The 16380-nt window shown below is 65.2% G+C and carries 14 protein-coding genes; 9 read left to right on the top strand and 5 right to left on the bottom strand.

Annotated elements, in window-relative coordinates:
• The first annotated feature begins 6 nt into the window (after window positions 1-6).
• Genes ABIA42_RS35545 through ABIA42_RS35515 form a run of 7 tightly spaced genes read left to right on the top strand, consistent with a single transcriptional unit; the run spans window position 7 to window position 7351 of the window.
• On the top strand, window positions 7-885 hold the full coding sequence (locus tag ABIA42_RS35545) for a shikimate dehydrogenase (protein WP_271527324.1): 879 nt from the start codon (window positions 7-9) through the stop codon (window positions 883-885).
• Between the two features lie 56 nt (window positions 886-941).
• On the top strand, window positions 942-2072 hold the full coding sequence (locus ABIA42_RS35540; protein WP_370116387.1) for an ABC transporter substrate-binding protein: 1131 nt from the start codon (window positions 942-944) through the stop codon (window positions 2070-2072).
• A gap of 51 nt (window positions 2073-2123) precedes the next feature.
• Window positions 2124-2999: a branched-chain amino acid ABC transporter permease gene (locus ABIA42_RS35535; RefSeq protein ID WP_271527326.1), complete on the top strand. Its 876-nt coding sequence runs from the start codon at window positions 2124-2126 to the stop codon at window positions 2997-2999.
• Window positions 2996-3994: a branched-chain amino acid ABC transporter permease gene (locus ABIA42_RS35530; RefSeq protein WP_271527327.1), complete on the top strand. Its 999-nt coding sequence runs from the start codon at window positions 2996-2998 to the stop codon at window positions 3992-3994. The genes ABIA42_RS35535 and ABIA42_RS35530 overlap by 4 nt, the downstream gene beginning before the upstream one ends.
• Window positions 3991-4734 (top strand): ABC transporter ATP-binding protein, encoded by a 744-nt coding sequence (locus tag ABIA42_RS35525; protein ID WP_271527328.1) that lies wholly within the window; start codon window positions 3991-3993, stop codon window positions 4732-4734. The genes ABIA42_RS35530 and ABIA42_RS35525 overlap by 4 nt, the downstream gene beginning before the upstream one ends.
• 11 nt (window positions 4735-4745) lie before the next feature.
• Window positions 4746-5483, top strand: a complete 738-nt coding sequence (locus ABIA42_RS35520; RefSeq protein ID WP_370116390.1) for an ABC transporter ATP-binding protein — start codon at window positions 4746-4748, stop codon at window positions 5481-5483.
• Window positions 5480-7351: a bifunctional sugar phosphate isomerase/epimerase/4-hydroxyphenylpyruvate dioxygenase family protein gene (locus ABIA42_RS35515; protein ID WP_370116392.1), complete on the top strand. Its 1872-nt coding sequence runs from the start codon at window positions 5480-5482 to the stop codon at window positions 7349-7351. The genes ABIA42_RS35520 and ABIA42_RS35515 overlap by 4 nt, the downstream gene beginning before the upstream one ends.
• Window positions 7352-7699: 348 nt before the next feature.
• Here ABIA42_RS35515 and ABIA42_RS35510 read toward each other — a convergent pair whose 3' ends face one another.
• On the bottom strand, window positions 7700-8872 hold the full coding sequence (locus tag ABIA42_RS35510) for an ABC transporter substrate-binding protein (RefSeq protein WP_271527333.1): 1173 nt from the start codon (window positions 8870-8872) through the stop codon (window positions 7700-7702).
• A 342-nt stretch (window positions 8873-9214) separates the two neighbouring features.
• On the opposite strand from ABIA42_RS35510, the gene ABIA42_RS35505 reads away from it, so the two are divergent.
• A complete protein-coding gene (locus ABIA42_RS35505; RefSeq protein WP_370116395.1) occupies window positions 9215-10480 on the top strand; it encodes an NAD(P)/FAD-dependent oxidoreductase in 1266 nt (421 codons plus the stop codon).
• 160 nt (window positions 10481-10640) lie between these two features.
• Here ABIA42_RS35505 and ABIA42_RS35500 read toward each other — a convergent pair whose 3' ends face one another.
• The 3 genes from ABIA42_RS35500 to ABIA42_RS35490 form a co-directional block, all read right to left on the bottom strand.
• Window positions 10641-11852, bottom strand: a complete 1212-nt coding sequence (locus ABIA42_RS35500) for an ABC transporter substrate-binding protein (protein ID WP_370116398.1) — start codon at window positions 11850-11852, stop codon at window positions 10641-10643.
• Window positions 11853-11913: 61 nt separating this feature from the next.
• Window positions 11914-12237, bottom strand: coding sequence for a 2Fe-2S iron-sulfur cluster-binding protein (locus ABIA42_RS35495; RefSeq protein ID WP_370116401.1), 324 nt, complete (start codon window positions 12235-12237; stop codon window positions 11914-11916).
• Between the two features lie 10 nt (window positions 12238-12247).
• Window positions 12248-13456 carry a cytochrome P450 gene (locus ABIA42_RS35490; RefSeq protein WP_271527341.1) on the bottom strand — a complete coding sequence of 403 codons (1209 nt, stop codon included), beginning with the start codon at window positions 13454-13456 and terminating at the stop codon, window positions 12248-12250.
• Between the two features lie 83 nt (window positions 13457-13539).
• Between ABIA42_RS35490 and ABIA42_RS35485 the strand changes: the two genes are divergently transcribed.
• Window positions 13540-14046 carry a MarR family winged helix-turn-helix transcriptional regulator gene (locus tag ABIA42_RS35485; protein WP_370116405.1) on the top strand — a complete coding sequence of 169 codons (507 nt, stop codon included), beginning with the start codon at window positions 13540-13542 and terminating at the stop codon, window positions 14044-14046.
• Between the two features lie 380 nt (window positions 14047-14426).
• Here the strand turns inward: ABIA42_RS35485 and ABIA42_RS35480 are convergent, their stop codons facing one another.
• On the bottom strand, window positions 14427-16283 hold the full coding sequence (locus ABIA42_RS35480) for a feruloyl-CoA synthase (RefSeq protein ID WP_370116408.1): 1857 nt from the start codon (window positions 16281-16283) through the stop codon (window positions 14427-14429).
• Window positions 16284-16380 lie beyond the last annotated feature (97 nt).

The following is a 16380-nucleotide window of genomic DNA, read 5'->3' as shown; positions in this document are numbered from 1 at the left end:
CGAACCATGTCGAAGCGCGAATACGCCGCCAGCAAGAAGCTTCTCACCGGCCTGATCGGCGCGCCGATCGCGCATTCCGCGTCCCCCGCCATGCATGAGCGCGCCGCCGAGGCGCTGGGCCTGCGCGGTCACTACCAGCTCATCGAGGTCGCCGGCGCCGACGCGGCCGGGCTCCGCATGATGCTCGAAGGCGTACGGCGGCTCGGCTTCGCCGGCGTCAATGTCACCTACCCCTACAAGGAGGCTGTAGTCCCGCTGCTCGACGCGCTGGCGCCGGGCGCAGCCAGCATGGGTGCGGTCAACACCGTCGTCGTCGGAGATGGCCGGCTGACCGGCCACAACACCGACACCACAGGTTTCGCCCGGGCGGTGGCGCCACTGCTTGCGCCGTCCGGCAACGCCGTCGCGGTGATTGGCGCCGGCGGCGTTGGCAAGGCTATCGCGTTTGCGCTGGCGAGCCTGAAAGTCGCCGACATCCGCATTTTCGACAGCGAGCCGGCGCGCGCTGAGAAACTCGCTGGGCTGCTTGCCGGGCAAGGCGGCGCGAGGGTGGCTGGAAGCGTCGAGGACGCGCTCGTTGGCGCGACCGGTCTCGTCAACGGCACGCCAGTCGGCATGCTGCCGAGCCGTGACACGCCGGTACCGGCGGTGCTGCTCAGGGCGGACCTGTGGGTCGCTGACGCCGTCTATTCGCCGCTGATCACGCCGCTGCTCGCCGCAGCGCGAGAGAAAGGCGCTAGGATCATGACCGGGCGCGAGCTCGCGATCTACCAGGCCGCGGACGCCTTCGAACTGTTCACCGGCCTTGCCCCATCGACCGAAGTCATGGGAGAGGCTTTTGATGCCGTGATGGCTGCGCGTAGTGCCGCCTATCAGGCAGCTTGAGGCAAAGCGGCCGGACACAAGGCCGCTTGCAAAATTCGAAACGGGAGGAGAGGACGATGAAATCAACGCTATTGGTGGGCGCGCTGTTCACCATCATGACCGCAACGAGCGCCCACGCCCAGGCGATCAAGCTCGCCGACGTCGCCGAGTTGTCGGGCGGCGGCGCCACTGTCGGAACCAACTGGAAGAACGGTATCGACCTCGCGATCGAGGAGATCAACGCCAAGGGCGGCGTGCTCGGGCGCAAGCTGGAGGTCACCCACGCCGACTCGCAGTCCAATCCGGGCGTCGCCCGCGCGCAGGTGCAGAAGGCGCTCGACGCCGAGCCCTATGTGCTGCTCGGGCCCGGCTATTCCGGCTCGGTGAAGGTCACCGCGCCGCTCGCCGCCGAGGCCGGCATCGCGCAGATCATGGGCGGCGAGGCCGCCGAGCTGACGCAGCAAGGTAACAAGTTCCTGTTCCGCACCTCGTTCGGCCAGCAATCCTCGATGCCGAAGGTCGCGAAATACATCCACGACGAGATGAAGGCTAAGTCCGTTGCGGTGGTCTGGGTCAACAACGATTTCGGCCGCGGCGGCCGCGACGTCGTCGTCAAGGAGCTCGACCGGCTCGGCTCCAAAGTGGTGGCCGATCTCTCGACCGAGGCGGGCCAGGCCGATTTCGCGGCCGACGTCGGCAAGATCAAGGCCGCCAACCCGGACGCCGTGTTCGTGTATCTCAATGAAGAAGAGAGCGCGCGCATCCTCAAGGAGCTGAAGCGCCAGGGCGTCACTGCGCCGCTGATGGGCGAGACCACGCTGATCGGCCAGAAGGTGATCGAGCTGGCCGGCGATGCCGCCAACGGCGCGCGCGGCCATGTCGGCCTCACCACGGATGCCCCGGTCGATCTGATCAAGGCGTTCCGCGAGAAGTTCTCCAAGAAGTACAATTACGTGCCGGACCACAACGGCCTGAAGGGCTATCTCGCCGTCTATATGGTGAAGGCCACCACCGAGAAGATGGGCAAGGTCGACCCCAAGAAGTTCGCCGACACGCTGCACGGCCTGACCATCAAGGCCGCGGACGAGCCGGGCATCCTGATGGACGTCACCTTCAGCGATACCGGCGACATCGACCGTCAGAGCTTTCTGGTCGAGGTCGTGGAAGGCAAGCAGGTGGTGAAGCAGGTGCTGCCGAAGGTGAAATGAGGTTCTTCGCCTCTCTCCGCTTGCGGGGAGAGGGAGAGGAAAGAGGGGAAAATGTCCAACCTGTTCGATCTTCTGGTCGCGGGACTTGCCACTGGCGCGATCTACGCGCTGGTCGCGGTCGGCTTCACGCTATTGTGGCAGACCTCGCAGACCATCAATTTCGCGCAAGGCGAGTTCGTGATGCTGCCGGCGTTCCTGATGCTGGCGGCGATGCATGTGGGCGCGCCGTTCTGGCTCGCCATCATCCTCGGGATCCTGCTCTCGATGATCCTGCTCGGCCTCGCCTTCAAGCTGCTTCTGGTCGACCCGATGATGCGCCATGGCGTGCTGCCGCTGGCGATCGCGACGATGGCGCTCGCGATCGGCATCAAGGAGGCCGTCAAGCAGTTCTACAGCGCGGAAGCCTCGCCCTTCCCCTCGATCGTGCCGACCGGCGACATCTCCATCCTCGGCCATGCGCTGTCTCTGCAGAGCATCGGCGTGCTCGTCGTCGCCATCCTCGCCGTGGTCGGCCTGACAACGCTCTTGAATCGCAGCTCGCTCGGGCACCAGATGCAGGCTGCGGCGCAGAACCCGACGGTGGCGCGCATCATCGGCGTCCCGGTCGAGCGCATGATCCTGCTGACCTTCCTGATCAACGCCTTCCTGGTCGCGCTGGCTTCGCTGCTGATCACGCCGATCTACCTCGCAAAATTCTCCTCCGGCGAGGTGCTGGGCCAGGCCGCCTTCATCGCCGCGATCGTCGGCGGCTTCAACCAGGTGCGCGGTGCGATCGCCGGCGGCCTCTTGATCGGCGTGCTCGACAATCTCGCGGCCGCCTACGTCTCGACCCAGTATCGCGCCGCCGTGCCGATGCTCTTCCTGATCGTCGTCATCCTGTTACGGCCGCAGGGCTTGCTTGGCCGCGCCGAGGAGCGCACCGTATGAGCGGCTTTGCCAAACCCCTGAAGATCGCGCTTGGCCTTGCCGTCATCGCCGGCCTGGTCATCGTCCCCATGAACTTCAACCGCTACGGCCTGTTCATCCTGAGCCAATGGGCGGTGATGAGCATCGCCGCGATGGGCCTCAACCTCACGCTCGGCTATGCAGGCCAGGTCTCGCTGGCGCAAGGCGCGTTCGTCGGCATCGGCGCTTATGCGGCGGCGATCATGACGACGCATGGCTGGCCCCTGCCGGCGGCGATCGTGGTCGCGATCGTCCTCAGCTTCGCGGTCGGCTGGGTGCTCGGCTATCCCGCGCTGCGCGTGCAGCACCACTACCTCGCCTTCGTCACGCTCGCCTTCTCCACCCTCGCCTTCCTGGTGTTCCGCAACGAGAGCTGGCTCACCGGCGGCATCTACGGCATTTCCAACATTCCGCGGCCGCACGTTCTCGGGTTCGCGACCAACAAGCCGCTGCCCTTCTACTATGTCTGCCTCGGCTCGCTCGCGATCGTGTCGCTCGCGGTGTGGTGGCTGATCCGCTCGCCGTGGGGCCGCGCCTTCATGGCGCTGCGCGAAAATCCGCTGCGCGCGCAGTCGCTCGGCGTCGACACACGGCGCTACACGCTGATGGCGTTCGCGATCGGCTCGGCGCTCGGCGGCGTCGCCGGCGCGCTCTATGCGCCGCTGACGCAATATATCGACCCTGTTCCCTTCAACCTGTCGCTCTCGCTCGACCTGCTGATGATGGTGATCGTCGGCGGCGCCGGGTTCTATTTCGGTCCCTTCCTCGGCGCCATGATCGCGGTGCTGCTGCCGGAATGGCTGCGCTTCACCGAAGGCTATTATCTGATGCTCTACGCCGTCGCCGTGATACTGCTGCTGATCTGGTCGCCGACGGGCATCCTGGGAATCCTCGACCGCTATCTCGCCGAACGCCGTACCAAGGCGGCCTCCGCGCTGCGCGCCGTCGCGAAATCCCGCCTGGAGACGGCGCAATGAGTGCGGTCCTCGAAGTCACCGACATCAGGAAGAACTTCGGCGGCATCAGCGCCGTCGGCGGCGTCTCGTTCGACGTGCACGAGGGCGAGATCCTCGGCCTGATCGGCCCGAACGGCTGCGGCAAGTCGACCCTGTTCAACTGCATCCTCGGCCAGCTCACCCCGAGCGGCGGCGAAGTGAAGCTTGACGGGCGGGTCGTCACCGGCCTGCGTCCGTCCGAGCTCAACAAGCTCGGGGTGAGTCGCACCTTCCAGCTGCTGCAGGTGTTCCCAAAGCTCTCGGTGCGCGAGAATCTGATCCTCGCCGGGCAGGAGCACCAGGGCAACATGGCCTCGCGCCTGGTCGGCCGCTCCGATGCCGGGCTGACCGACGCCGCCAACCGGATGATCGGCTTCTTCAAGCTCGATCATCTCGCCGACGAGCCGGCCGGTGGACTCTCCTATGGCCAGCAGAAGCTGCTTGATGCCGCCATGGCCTTCATGGGCGGACCACGCCTGGTGCTGCTCGACGAGCCCGCCGGCGGCGTCAACCCGTCGATGCTGGCGGACCTCAAGGACCGGCTGATCGCGATCAATCGCGAGAAGAACGCCACCTTCGTCGTGATCGAGCACAACATGGAGTTCGTGATGTCGCTGTGCTCGCGCGTGATGGTCATGGCGGAGGGCAAGGTGCTGGCGACGGGCCGGCCGGACGAGGTGCGCAAGAACCCCGCCGTGATCGAAGCCTACCTCGGACATTAGGAGAGCGAGCCATGAGCGATCCGATCCTCTCGGTTCACAATCTCGTCGGCGGCTACGGCAAGATGACGATCTTGAACGGTACGACCTTCGCCGTGCCGCAGGCGACCATCACCACCATCATCGGCCCGAATGGCGCCGGCAAATCGACCGTGTTCAAGGCGATCTTCGGCCTGCTCAGGCTGCGCGATGGCAAGATCAACTTCGGGGGTCGCGACGTCACGAATCTGAGCCAGCGCGCGCTGCTCAATGCCGGCATCTGCTACGTGCCGCAGGGGCGCAACATCTTTCCCGAGCTGTCGGTGCGCCACAATATCGAGCTCGGCGGCGTCGCCGCCGACAAGGGCCTCGACCTGCCCAGGCGGATCGAGGCCGCGCTCGACCTGTTCCCGGCGCTGCGTCGCAAGTCTGCGCAGCAGGCCTCGACGCTGTCGGGCGGCGAGCAGAAGCAGCTCGAGATTGCCCGCTCGCTGCTGCTCGAGCCGAAGCTGGTGCTGATCGACGAACCCTCGATCGGCCTGTCGCCGCTGATGGTGCAGCAGACCTTCGATATCCTGAAATCCCTGCGCGACAATGGCGTCACGATCCTGATGATCGAGCAGAACGCGCGCTCGGCACTGGAAATCTCGGACATCGGCATCGTGCTCGAGCTCGGCCAGACCCGCATGGTCGACGACGCAAAGCGCATCCTGAATGACCCGCGCATCGGCCAGCTCTTCCTCGGCGGGACTATGGAGGAGAGCGCGGCATGAACAAGCGCTCGATCGCAACGGTCTCCCTCTCCGGTGCCCTCGACGAAAAGCTCCGCGCCATCGCAGCTGCCGGCTTCGACGCGGTCGAGATTTTCGAGAACGATCTGCTGTCGTTCGGCGCAGGCCCGCGCGACATCGCAAAGCTCTGCCGCGATCTCAGTGTCGAGATCTGCGCGTTCCAGCCGTTCCGCGATTTCGAAGGCATGCCGGAGCCCCAGCGCACGCGCAATTTCGCACGCGCCGAGCGCAAGTTCGATCTGATGCAGGAGCTCGGCACCGAATTGCTGCTGATCTGCTCCAACGTGTCGCCCGCCTCGCTCGGTGGCATCGACCGCGCTGCGGACGATTTTCGCGAGCTTGGCGAGCGCGCCGCCAAGCGCGGCTTGCGCGTCGGCTACGAAGCGCTGGCCTGGGGCCGCCATGTCAACGACCATCGCGACGCCTGGGAGATCGTGCGCCGCGCCGATCATCCCGCGATCGGCGTCATCCTCGATAGTTTTCACGCACTGGCGCCGGGCTTTCCGACCCGCCCAATCGCTTCGATCCCCGGCGACAAGATCTTTCTGGTGCAGCTTGCGGACGCGCCAAAGCTCGAGCTCGACATCCTGTCCTGGAGCCGGCACTTCCGCTCCTTCCCCGGCCAGGGCGACCTGCCCGTCGCCGAGTTCATGGCCGCGATCGCGGCGACCGGCTACGCCGGGCCGCTGTCGCTGGAGATCTTCAACGACCAGTTCCGCGCCGGCTCGGCGGCGCAGACTGCGATCGACGGGCTGCGCTCGCTGATCCTGCTGGAGGACCAGCTCGCACCGGACTGGCCGAAGCTTGCCGGCGAGCCGCTGGCGCCGAAGGCCAGGAGCCGCGGCACCGGCTTCATCGAGTTCGCCGTCAACGAGACCAAGGCGGGCGAACTCGGACGCCTGTTTTCGCAGCTCGGTTTCCGCAAGACAGGCAAGCATCGCAGCAAGGCGGTCGAGCGCTGGTCGCAGGGCAAGGTCGAGCTCGTCATCAATTGCGAGACCGACGGCTTTGCCCATTCGCACTACGTCACGCATGGTCCCGGCGTCTGCGCGATTGCGCTCGATGTCGACAATGCCGGCCTCGCCATGCAGCGCGCCGAGACGCTGAAGGCGCGCACGTTCTACCAGCCGGTCGGGCCGGGCGAGCTGGAAATTCCCGCGATCCACGGCGTCGGCGGCAGCTTGCTCTATTTCCTCGACCAGGCCGGCAAGAACTGGGACACCGATTTCGAACTCGTCACGAGCGATGCAAGCACGGACGCGCTGCTCGCCGTCGACCACATCGCGCAATCGATGCCCTATGACGAGATGCTGTCCTGGCTGTTGTTCTACACCGGCATCCTCGATCTGAAGCGGCTGCCGCAGATGGAGATCGTCGACCCCAGAGGCCTCGTGCAGAGCCAGGCCATCATCAACGGCGACGAAAGCCTGCGTTTCGTGCTCAACGGCTCCTCCGCCAACCGCACGCTGCCAGCGCGCTTCATCTCGGAATTCTTCGGCTCCGGCGTGCAGCACGTCGCGTTCGCGTGCCGGGATATCTTTGCGACCGTTGCCGCGATGCGCAAGCGCGGCGCGGACTTCCTGGATATCCCCGAGAACTACTACGATGATATCGAAGCCAAATACGACCTCGCTCCCGAACTGATGGCGCAGCTGCGCGCCAACCACATCCTCTACGACCGTGAGGGCGACGGCGAGTTCTTCCAGGTCTACACCCACATCTTCGACGAGCGGTTCTTCTTCGAGATCGTCGAGCGAAGGAGCTATCAGGGCTTTGGCGCGGCCAACGCCGCCATCAGGCTCGCAGCGCAGGCCCGCGAAGTGCGTCCCGCAAGCATGCCGCGGATGTGATGACCCTCTCCCCTTGTGGGCAGGGCAATCGCATTTGAATATTGCAGAGGTCGTCATGCCCGGGCTTGTCCCGGGCATCCACGTTCTTTGTGCTGCGTGGAAAGGCGTGGATGGCCGGGACAAGCCCGGCCATGACGCTGTGGAAACAGTCGGTACCCACAGCCACGTCTCATATGCGATAGCCCTGCCCTTGTGGGAGCGGGTGGCTCGCCGCGACAGCGGCGAGACGGGTGAGGGGTCTCTCTCCGCATGCAAACCTCTTGCTTCTGAATACGCGGAAGCAACCCCTCATCCGGCGCTGCGCGCCACCTTCTCCCACAAGGGGAGAAGGGGCAACGTCGCTTGTGGCTACTTCATCTTGCACTTGTCGTGGAAGCGATCCTGGTCGTTCTCGACGATGGTGGCGACGGTCTTCAGCGCGAGCTGGCCTTCGGAATCCTTGACCACGTCCTGGAGGTAGAAGGTCTGGATCGGGATGTGATTGTTGCCGAACTTGAACGCACCGCGCACCGACTTGAAGTTGGCCTTCTCCATCTCGGCCTTCATCTCGTCCTTCTTCGAGGTGTCACCGTTCACGGCGACGACGGCGCTGTTGATCAGGTTCGCGGCGTCATAGGACTGCGCACCGTAGAAGGTCGGGCGCAGGCCGGTATACTTCTTGCGGTAGTCGGCGACGAAGCGCTTGTTCTGCTCGTTGGGGAGGTCGTTGACCCATTGCTGCGCGCCGGGCACCCCGAGCGCGTTCTCCTTCTGGAGCGGCAGCGAGAGCTCGTCGATGGTGAAGGCGGTGTAGAGCGGCATCGTGCTCTTCAGCCCGGCCTGGGCATATTGATTGAGGAATTGCACGCCGGCGGCGCCGGGGTAGAACACGAAGATCGACTCCGCGCCGGAGGCGCGCGCCTTGGAGAGCTCGGCGGAGAAGTCGAGCTGGCTCGGCCACACCGTGTATTCCTCACCCACGACCTGGCCCTTGAACGTGCTCTTGACGCCGGCCAGCATGTCCTTGCCGGCGGCGTAGTTCGGGCCGATCAGGAACACCGACTTGACGCCCTTCTGGTTCATGTAGGTGCCGACCGCCTGCGGGGTCTGGTCGTTCTGCCAGGAGGTCGAGAACACGTAAGGCGAGCACAGCTCGCCCGCGAGCTGCGACGGACCGGCATTGGCCGAGATCAGGAAGGTCTTCGAATCGACCGCGGTCTTCAGCGAGGCGAGCAGCACGTTGGACCAGATATAGCCGACGATGAAGTCGACCTTGTCCGACTGCACCAGTTTCTCGGTCTTCTGCTTGCCGACGTCGGGCTTCTGCCCGTCGTCCTCGTAGATCACTTCCACCGGCTTGCCGCCCATCTTGCGGCCGAGGTGATCGAGCGCGAGCTCAAAGGAATTGCGCATGTCGTTGCCGATCACGGCGGTCGGGCCGCTGAAGGTCGAGACGAAACCGATCTTGATGGTGTCGCCGGCGAATGCCTGATTTGCCAGCACCAGCGCCGCTGCGCCCGCCAGCCAAAATGCCGTCCTCATAACCACTCCCTCCTTATTATCGGTCCCGGAAGCGGGGTGATCGCCGCTCCAAGCCTGTCTCTATTGAACGCAAAATCTGTCGAGCCGCCAATGGCTCAGCGTACGCCCTGCACCATATTTCGCCTCAATCAGCGATGGCAAGAAATATAATTCTACTCGTTTCGGCCGAGGTCGGCCCAAGGCCGGCCCAAGGCCGGCCCACCGCCGGTCCGGGCGCTGCGGCGCTTTTTCGCGCCCGATCGATACATCAGGCCTATGTGGCGATTGATGACAGCTATTGGACCGCGGCCCCCAATCCGCACTTAAATGAAGGTGAGCAGCAGCGAGATTCGAGGGTGCATCATGACCGCAAATCCCCATCGCGTCGTCATCGTCGGCGCCGGCTTCGGCGGGCTGGAAGCGACCTACCGGCTTGCGGGAGCGCCGGTCGAGATCACGCTGATCGACCGCCGCAATCATCATCTGTTCCAGCCGCTGCTCTACCAGGTCGCGACCGCCTCGCTCGCGACCAGCGAGATCGCCTGGCCAATCCGCCATCTCATGCGCGATCGCCGCGAGGTGACGACACTGTTTGCCACCGTGAGCGGGGTCGACACGGCGCGTCGCTGCGTGCTCATCGACGATGGCAGCGAGGTGCCCTACGACACACTGGTGCTCGCCACCGGCGCGCGGCACGCCTATTTCGGCCACGACGAATGGGAGCAGTTCGCGCCCGGCCTGAAGACCCTGGAGGATGCGACCACGCTGCGCCGGCACATTCTGGTGGCGTTCGAGCGCGCCGAGCGCGAGACCGATCCGGAGAGGCGCGCGGCGCGGCTGACCTTCGTCATCGTCGGGGCCGGCCCGACCGGCGTCGAACTCGCCGGCACCATCGCCGAGATGGCGCATCACACCCTGCCCGGCGATTTCCGCAACATCGACACGCACAAGGCGCGCGTCGTGCTGATCGAGGCGGGCCCGCGCGTGCTCGCAGGATTTCCCGACGACCTCTCGGCCTATGCCCAGGCCTCGCTGGAAAAGATCGGCGTCGAGGTCGTGCTCGGCCAGGCCGTCACCGAGATCAATCGCGAGGGCGTCGTGTTCGGCGGCAAGCTGCTCGAGGCGAAGACCAGAATCTGGGCCGCCGGCGTGCGCGCTTCGCCCGCGGCCGAATGGCTGGGCGCCCCCAGCGACCGCGCCGGGCGCGTGCAGGTCGAAGCCGACCTCACCATTCCCGGCCATCCAGAGATCTTTGCGATCGGCGACACCGTCAGCATCAACGCCTGGAACGGCAAGCCGGTGCCCGGCATCGCACCGGCCGCCAAGCAGCAGGGCCGCCACGTCGCCGAGACCATCAAGGCACGCCTGCGCGGCGCTGCGACCGGCCCGTTCCGCTACAAGCATGCCGGCAGCCTCGCCCAGATCGGCAAGCGCCTGGCAGTGATCGATTTCGGCCGCATCAAGCTGCGCGGTGCTATCGCATGGTGGATCTGGGGCATCGCCCACATCTACTTCCTGATCGGCCTGCGCCACCGCCTCAGCGTCGCGCTGAGCTGGCTCTGGATCTACTCCCGCGATCAGCGCGCGGCGCGGTTGATCACGCAGGGTAGCAGCAAGGTCGTGGGGTGAGACTGTTCTCGCGTCCCGGACGCGGCGCGGCATGTCCCGGCGATGCGAAGCATCGTCCGGTGTGACGCGACGCAGAGCCGGGATCAGAAGCGGTGGGCCCCGGCTCTGCGGCGCAACGCTTCGCGCTGCACCGCGTCCGGGGCACGAGACCATTCATTTTCTACTTCACCAGCTCACATCCGCCTTCCGTCAGCGGACGGAACGCCTGCTCGGCGGGAATCGTCGAGACCAGCTTGTAGTAGTCATATGGATATTTCGACTCCTCCGGCTTCTTCACCTCGAACAGGTACATGGGGTGCACGACGCGGCCGTCCTGGCGGATCGTGGTGTCGCCGAACAGCTTGTCCTTGCCCCTGAACTTCTTCATCTCGGGCACGACGTTCCTGGCATTGTCACTGCCGGTGGCTGCAACCGCATTGAGATAGGCGAGCGTTGAGGCATAGACGCCGGCCTGATTGCCGCTCGGCATCTTGCCGTTCATTCCGGGCCGGGCGGCGAAGCGCTTGGCAAAGGCGCGGGTGTCCTCATTCATGTCCCAATAGAAGGCCTCCATGAGCTGGAGCCCTTGGGCGACCTTGATGCCCATGCCGTGGATGTCGTTGATGAAGAGCAGAAACGCGACGAGCTTCTGGCCGCTCTGCTGGATGCCGAATTCGGCCGCCTGCTTCACCGCGTTGATGGTGTCGCCGCCGGCATTGGCAAGGCCGATCACCTGTGCCTTCGAGCTCTGCGCCTGCAACAGGAAGGACGCGAAATCGGAGGTGCCGAGCGGATGCTTCGAGGACCCGAGCACCTTGCCGCCGTGACCTTCGATATATTTCTGCGCCTCCGCCTCGATGCCCTTGCCCAGCGCATAGTCGACTGTCAGGAAATACCAGTCCTTGCCACCGCGCGACATCATCGCGGCCGCCGTGGTGTTGCCAGTTGCCCAGGCGTCATTGACCCATTGGATGGTGTTGGGCGAGCAGGCCTTGCCGGTGAGATCCGAGCTTGCGGTCGAAGATGCCAGGAACGTCATGCGGCTGTCGCGCAGCAGGGCATTGATGGAGAGGCCCACCGCCGAGTTCGGTACGTCGACGATGGCATCGACACCCTCGACGTCGAGCCATTTGCGGGCGATGGCGTTGCCGACGTCGGCCTTGTTCTGGTGATCGGCATAGACGATATCGACCTTGATGCCCTTGCCGCCGCCGTTGAAATCCTCCGCCGCCATGCGCGCGGCCTCGACCGAGCCCATGCCGTTGGTGTCCTGGAAGATGCCGGAGATGTCGTTGAGCACGCCGACGCGCACGACATTGTCCGATATCTGGGCGCTTGCGGCGCCGGTTGCCAGGCTCGCAGCCAGCGCGAGCGTCCACTTCAGACGTTTCATCATTCCCTCCCCTGTTGGATCGATTGCCGCGGCGGTCGATGCCGGCGCGTTTGAGAAAAAATCAGACCTGCCGTTCGGGCAGTCTCAGCACGAGCCCATCGAGCGTGGGCGTGATCTTGATCTGGCAGGACAGCCGGCTGTTCGGCAGCCGCTCGCTCGCGGTACCGTCGAGCAGCGCATCCTCGTCATCCGCCATGTCAGGCAGGCGCGCGAGCCAGCTGTCATCGACGTAGACGTGGCAGGTCGCACACATGGCATTGCCGCCGCATTCGGCCAGAATGCCGTCGAGCCCGTGACGAGTCGCGGCCTGCATGGCGCTCTCGCCGTCGCCGGCCTCGACGCGGTCGGACTTGCCGTCGGGATGGATGAAGGTGATGGCGGGCATGAGCTCCTCGTCAGGCCGGAATGATGGTGACAGGCAGGCTGTCGAGCCCGCGCAGCGTGTTGTTGAAGCGGCGCTTCGGCTCGCCCGTGATCTCGATCTTTGCGATGCGCCGGGCCAGCGCCGTCAGCATCACCTCGCCTTCGAGACGGGCAACGAGCTGGCCGACGCACATGTGGATGCCGGAGCCAAAGCCGACATGGCCGGAGGTGCGGCGGGTGATGTCGTAGCTGTCGGGCTTGTCCCAGCGGCGGGGATCGCGATTGGCTGCGGCGAGGAACATCAGCACCTTCTCGCCCTCGCCGATCCGCGCGCCGGAGAGCTCGACCTCGCGCGTCGTGGTGCGGAAAAAGGTCTGCACCGGGCTTTCGAAGCGCACGGCCTCCTCGAAGGCGCCACGGGCGAGCGTGAGATCCTCGCGCAGGCGCTGCCATTGATCCGGGAAGCGGGCGAGGCAATAGACCGCGGCCCCGATGCCGTTGACGGTGGTGTCGAGACCGGCCGACAGCAGTGAGCGCACCAACAGCGGCGCCTCGGTCGCCGTGATGGCACCTTCGTCGACCTGTGCATGAATGCACGCCCCAAAGCCACCCGGCGCCAGGTTCTCGCGCTGACACTGCTCGGCGACATAGGCCTGGTGCGGTGCCGAGCGTTCGATCGCCTCCTGGCGCAACTGGTTGGGCGGACCGAAGGCGTTGAACACCACGCTGGCATAGGGAATCAGATGCTCCCGCCCCTCCGGCTTCAGGCCGAGCGCATCCGGGAAGATCGAGAGCGGATAGGCTTCCGCAAGATCCGTGATCGCATCGAAGCTGCGCCTCTCCAGCAGCGCATCGACCCGCGCCTCGGCCGCTGCGGCAAAGCGATCCCGGACCTGCTTCATCACCGTCGGCGACAACACTTTTGACAGCACGGCGCGGGTACGGGTGTGTGCAGGCGGATCGGCCTCGAGGATCAGGCTCGGCGGCCGCCACGGCGCCTCCTTCTTGAAGTCGGAGAGGCCGACGCCGCGGCTCGAGCAGAAGGTCGCGGGATCGTTCAGCACGGCATGGACCTCGGCGTAGCGCGCGACGGCGTACACGTTCCATTTGTCCAGATAGACCACGGGCCCCGCTTCCCGCAGCAGCTCATGCGTGGGGTAGGGGTCGGCAAAAAACTTCATGTCGAAGGGATCGACGTCGAGATGCGGAATGCCTGATCCAGCGGGGCCGGATGCGGTCATGGAAGACCTCCCTCATTTTGATCTTGTGAAAGGGGAGCGCATGCCCTTAGGTCAGCAGGCCCGCCGCGAGTCAGAAACCCGATATGCCGCCGTCTTCGACCAGAGTCCGCCAGAAGCCCGCGCCCACGGATGTGGGACCGACGCTCGATCTCGACCGTTACGTCCCGGCGTTCATCACCTTCATCGCCAACAAGCTTTCGAACAGCGCGACCGCGTTCTATCAGAAGCAGTTCGGCGTGAACGTCACGGAATGGCGGATCATGTCGCTGCTGGCGATCGAACCCGGCATTCCGGCCTCGCGCATCTGCCACGTCATCGGCTTCGACAAGGGACCGGTGAGCCGGACACTGGCAGGACTGGAGAAGCGCGGGCTGGTCTCGATCCGCACCGATCCGAACGACGGCCGCACCCATTCGATCTCGCTGACGGCGAGGGGCCGCGCCACCCACGACAAGGTGATCGTCGCTGCGTTCGAACGTGAGCGGCGCCTGCTGTCCTGCCTCAGCAAGGACGAGCGCGAGGTGCTGATCGAACTGCTGCGCCGGCTGCACGAAAATCTCGGCGCGGTGACCGGCAGCACCGAGGTCTGACAGGCCCCGCAACAGGGACCCTCTTCCATCCCCAGGCATACGCCCGCGTTTGCCGACGGCACCATGTCTGCCGCGCATTGTTTCCTCCAGAATTAGACGCAGCAGTTCGCCTGCCGTCGTCCTTGTCTGGAACGGTTCGCACAAATTAGTTGCTTAGGCAACAAAAGAATCGGCAAAATGTTGCAGCAGGGTTGCTGGCCTATTTGGTACGCCTAACCCCGCTCTCGTGTCCCGGACGCGACGCGGCGTGAAATGACGCGGCGCAGAGCCGGGACCCAGATTAGCAACCTGCGTGAAGAATGGGCCCCGGCTCAGCAGCGCATCACTTGCGTGCTGCGCTGCGTCCGGGGCACGAGAGGAGTACGCGCGGTAACGGCACGCTAGCCGGCGCAGCCGATCCACTCGCCCGACGTATCGTCATTCAGACGCGCCACGGCATCGGCACGACGCGTCAGCACGGCGCGCTGGTTGATGTAACCCTTGTCGGTGATCTCGCCGCCGTCGACCGAAGCCGGCTCGGCGAGCAGCAGCGCACGCGTGGCGTGGCCCGAGGAGTTGCCGCTCTGCTGTTTCAGCTTCGCCAGACCCTGCGCGATCGCGGTCCTGACCTTGTCGTGCGCCAGCACGTCGTTCACAGCCGCCGTCTCGGGCAGCCCGGCATGGGCGCGACAGGCCGCGATGTTCGGAAACACCAGGAAGCGCACCTCGTCCCCGCCATGACCGGTGACGACGATGTCCTGCGCGAGCGGCGCCAGCGCGGCGATGCCGGCAACGCGCAACGTGCCGACACTGACCCAGGTGCCGGAGTTGAGCTTGAAATCTTCCGCGACGCGGCCGTCGAAGAACAGGCCACGCTCGGGCCTGCTCGCATCGGCAAGCTTCACGGCATCTCCGATCAGATAGAAGCCCTCGTCGTCGAACGCCTGCCTGGTCAGTTCCGGCGCCTTCCAATAGCCAGGCGTGACGTTGGGGCCGCGCACCCTCACCTCCAGCTTGTCGCCGGAGGTGACGAGCTTCAGTTCGGTGCCGGGAATGGGCACACCGATGTTGCCGGAGCGTTCGGCGAGGAAATGACAATCGGTGGCGAGCGGTGAGGTTTCGGTCGAGCCCCAGGCCGAGACCATCGGCAACGCACGACCGACGGTCTCGATGGAAAGCTGCTCCAGGGCATCCCAGAGATTCTGCGGCAGCGCGGCGCCGGCATAGAAGGCGAATTTCACCTCGCCAAAGAAGCGGCGGCGCAGTTCCTCGTCGCTGCGCAGCGACGCGATCAGCATGTCGAAGCCGCGCGGCACATTGAAATAGACCGTCGGCATCACGCTCTTCAGATTGGCGAGCGACGTCGCGAACAGACCGGGGGCAGGCTTGCCGCCGTCGATATAGAGCGAGCCGCCATTGCGCAGCACGAGATTGAAATTGTGGTTGGCGCCGAAGGTGTGGCTCCAGGGCAGCCAGTCGAGGATGACGAGATTGCCGGGGCCCTCGTCGAGAAAAGTCCAGGTCTGGGCCTTGGCTTGCTGACTGGAGGTCAGCATGCGCTGGGTGTTGATGACCGCCTTGGGCGTGCCGGTCGAGCCTGACGTGAACAGGAGTTTCGCGACCGTGTCCGGTGTGAGCGCGGCAAAGGCTGTCGCAACGTCGGGCGTCTCGGGCGTTGCCGTAACGGTGCGGAAGGCGAGTGCGCCATCGTCATCGGCATTGCCACTGATGATCTGCGCCTGGTGCAGCGGCTCGATAGCTGCCAGCGCTGCCGCGAATGGCTTCGTCGCGGAGACGTAGATCGCGCCGGGCTCGAGCAGCGCAATCATGCTCTTGAGCTTGTCGAAGTCTCTCGACATCAGCGAATAGGCGGGCGAGATCGCGGCCGAGGGCACGCCCACATGCTGGGCGGCAAGCGCGAGCAGCGCGTGATCGATGCTGTTGTCGGAGAGGATCGCGAGCGGGCGCTCTGCGCAAAGGCCCTGCGCCAGGATCCAGGACGCGGCGGCGCGCACCTTCCGCAATGCCTGGGCATAGGTGACGGTGGTCCAGGGCGCTTCGACATTGCCGCGTTCGGCCAGGAAGATCGCATCCGGCGTTCGCCGCGCCCATTGCTCCAGCCAGTCGCCGACGCAACGTGCGCCATCGCGCAACGGATCGGGCGATCGCAGCACGATGCTGCCGTCGGCGCGTTGCTCTGCGATCGTCCTTGGTGTTGCGAACAGGCCTGCAACGTCACCATCTGGGGCGACTGTCATGTGTTTCCTCCTCCGCCCGGATATCGGATCGGCCGCAGCCTCGTCCGGGCCGCTTTGGCCATAATGTTGGGCATGGCAATTGTTGTCGTCAACAACA

The organism is Bradyrhizobium sp. USDA 327, assembly GCF_041262065.1.
Classification (GTDB): Bacteria; Pseudomonadota; Alphaproteobacteria; order Rhizobiales; family Xanthobacteraceae; genus Bradyrhizobium; species Bradyrhizobium liaoningense.
Note: the sequence above shows the minus strand (reverse complement) of the source record. Positions and strands in the feature narration are given on the sequence as shown.

What these genes read in the sequence shown, in the direction of transcription:
- ABIA42_RS35545 (WP_271527324.1), top strand. Translation starts at nt 7, where the DNA reads ATGTCGAAGCGCGAATACGCCGCCAGCAAGAAGCTTCTCACCGGCCTG.
- ABIA42_RS35540 (WP_370116387.1), top strand. Translation starts at nt 942, where the DNA reads ATGAAATCAACGCTATTGGTGGGCGCGCTGTTCACCATCATGACCGCA.
- ABIA42_RS35535 (WP_271527326.1), top strand. Translation starts at nt 2,124, where the DNA reads ATGTCCAACCTGTTCGATCTTCTGGTCGCGGGACTTGCCACTGGCGCG.
- ABIA42_RS35530 (WP_271527327.1), top strand. Translation starts at nt 2,996, where the DNA reads ATGAGCGGCTTTGCCAAACCCCTGAAGATCGCGCTTGGCCTTGCCGTC.
- ABIA42_RS35525 (WP_271527328.1), top strand. Translation starts at nt 3,991, where the DNA reads ATGAGTGCGGTCCTCGAAGTCACCGACATCAGGAAGAACTTCGGCGGC.
- ABIA42_RS35520 (WP_370116390.1), top strand. Translation starts at nt 4,746, where the DNA reads ATGAGCGATCCGATCCTCTCGGTTCACAATCTCGTCGGCGGCTACGGC.
- ABIA42_RS35515 (WP_370116392.1), top strand. Translation starts at nt 5,480, where the DNA reads ATGAACAAGCGCTCGATCGCAACGGTCTCCCTCTCCGGTGCCCTCGAC.
- ABIA42_RS35510 (WP_271527333.1), bottom strand. Translation starts at nt 8,872, where the DNA reads ATGAGGACGGCATTTTGGCTGGCGGGCGCAGCGGCGCTGGTGCTGGCA.
- ABIA42_RS35505 (WP_370116395.1), top strand. Translation starts at nt 9,215, where the DNA reads ATGACCGCAAATCCCCATCGCGTCGTCATCGTCGGCGCCGGCTTCGGC.
- ABIA42_RS35500 (WP_370116398.1), bottom strand. Translation starts at nt 11,852, where the DNA reads ATGAAACGTCTGAAGTGGACGCTCGCGCTGGCTGCGAGCCTGGCAACC.
- ABIA42_RS35495 (WP_370116401.1), bottom strand. Translation starts at nt 12,237, where the DNA reads ATGCCCGCCATCACCTTCATCCATCCCGACGGCAAGTCCGACCGCGTC.
- ABIA42_RS35490 (WP_271527341.1), bottom strand. Translation starts at nt 13,456, where the DNA reads ATGACCGCATCCGGCCCCGCTGGATCAGGCATTCCGCATCTCGACGTC.
- ABIA42_RS35485 (WP_370116405.1), top strand. Translation starts at nt 13,540, where the DNA reads ATGCCGCCGTCTTCGACCAGAGTCCGCCAGAAGCCCGCGCCCACGGAT.
- ABIA42_RS35480 (WP_370116408.1), bottom strand. Translation starts at nt 16,283, where the DNA reads ATGACAGTCGCCCCAGATGGTGACGTTGCAGGCCTGTTCGCAACACCA.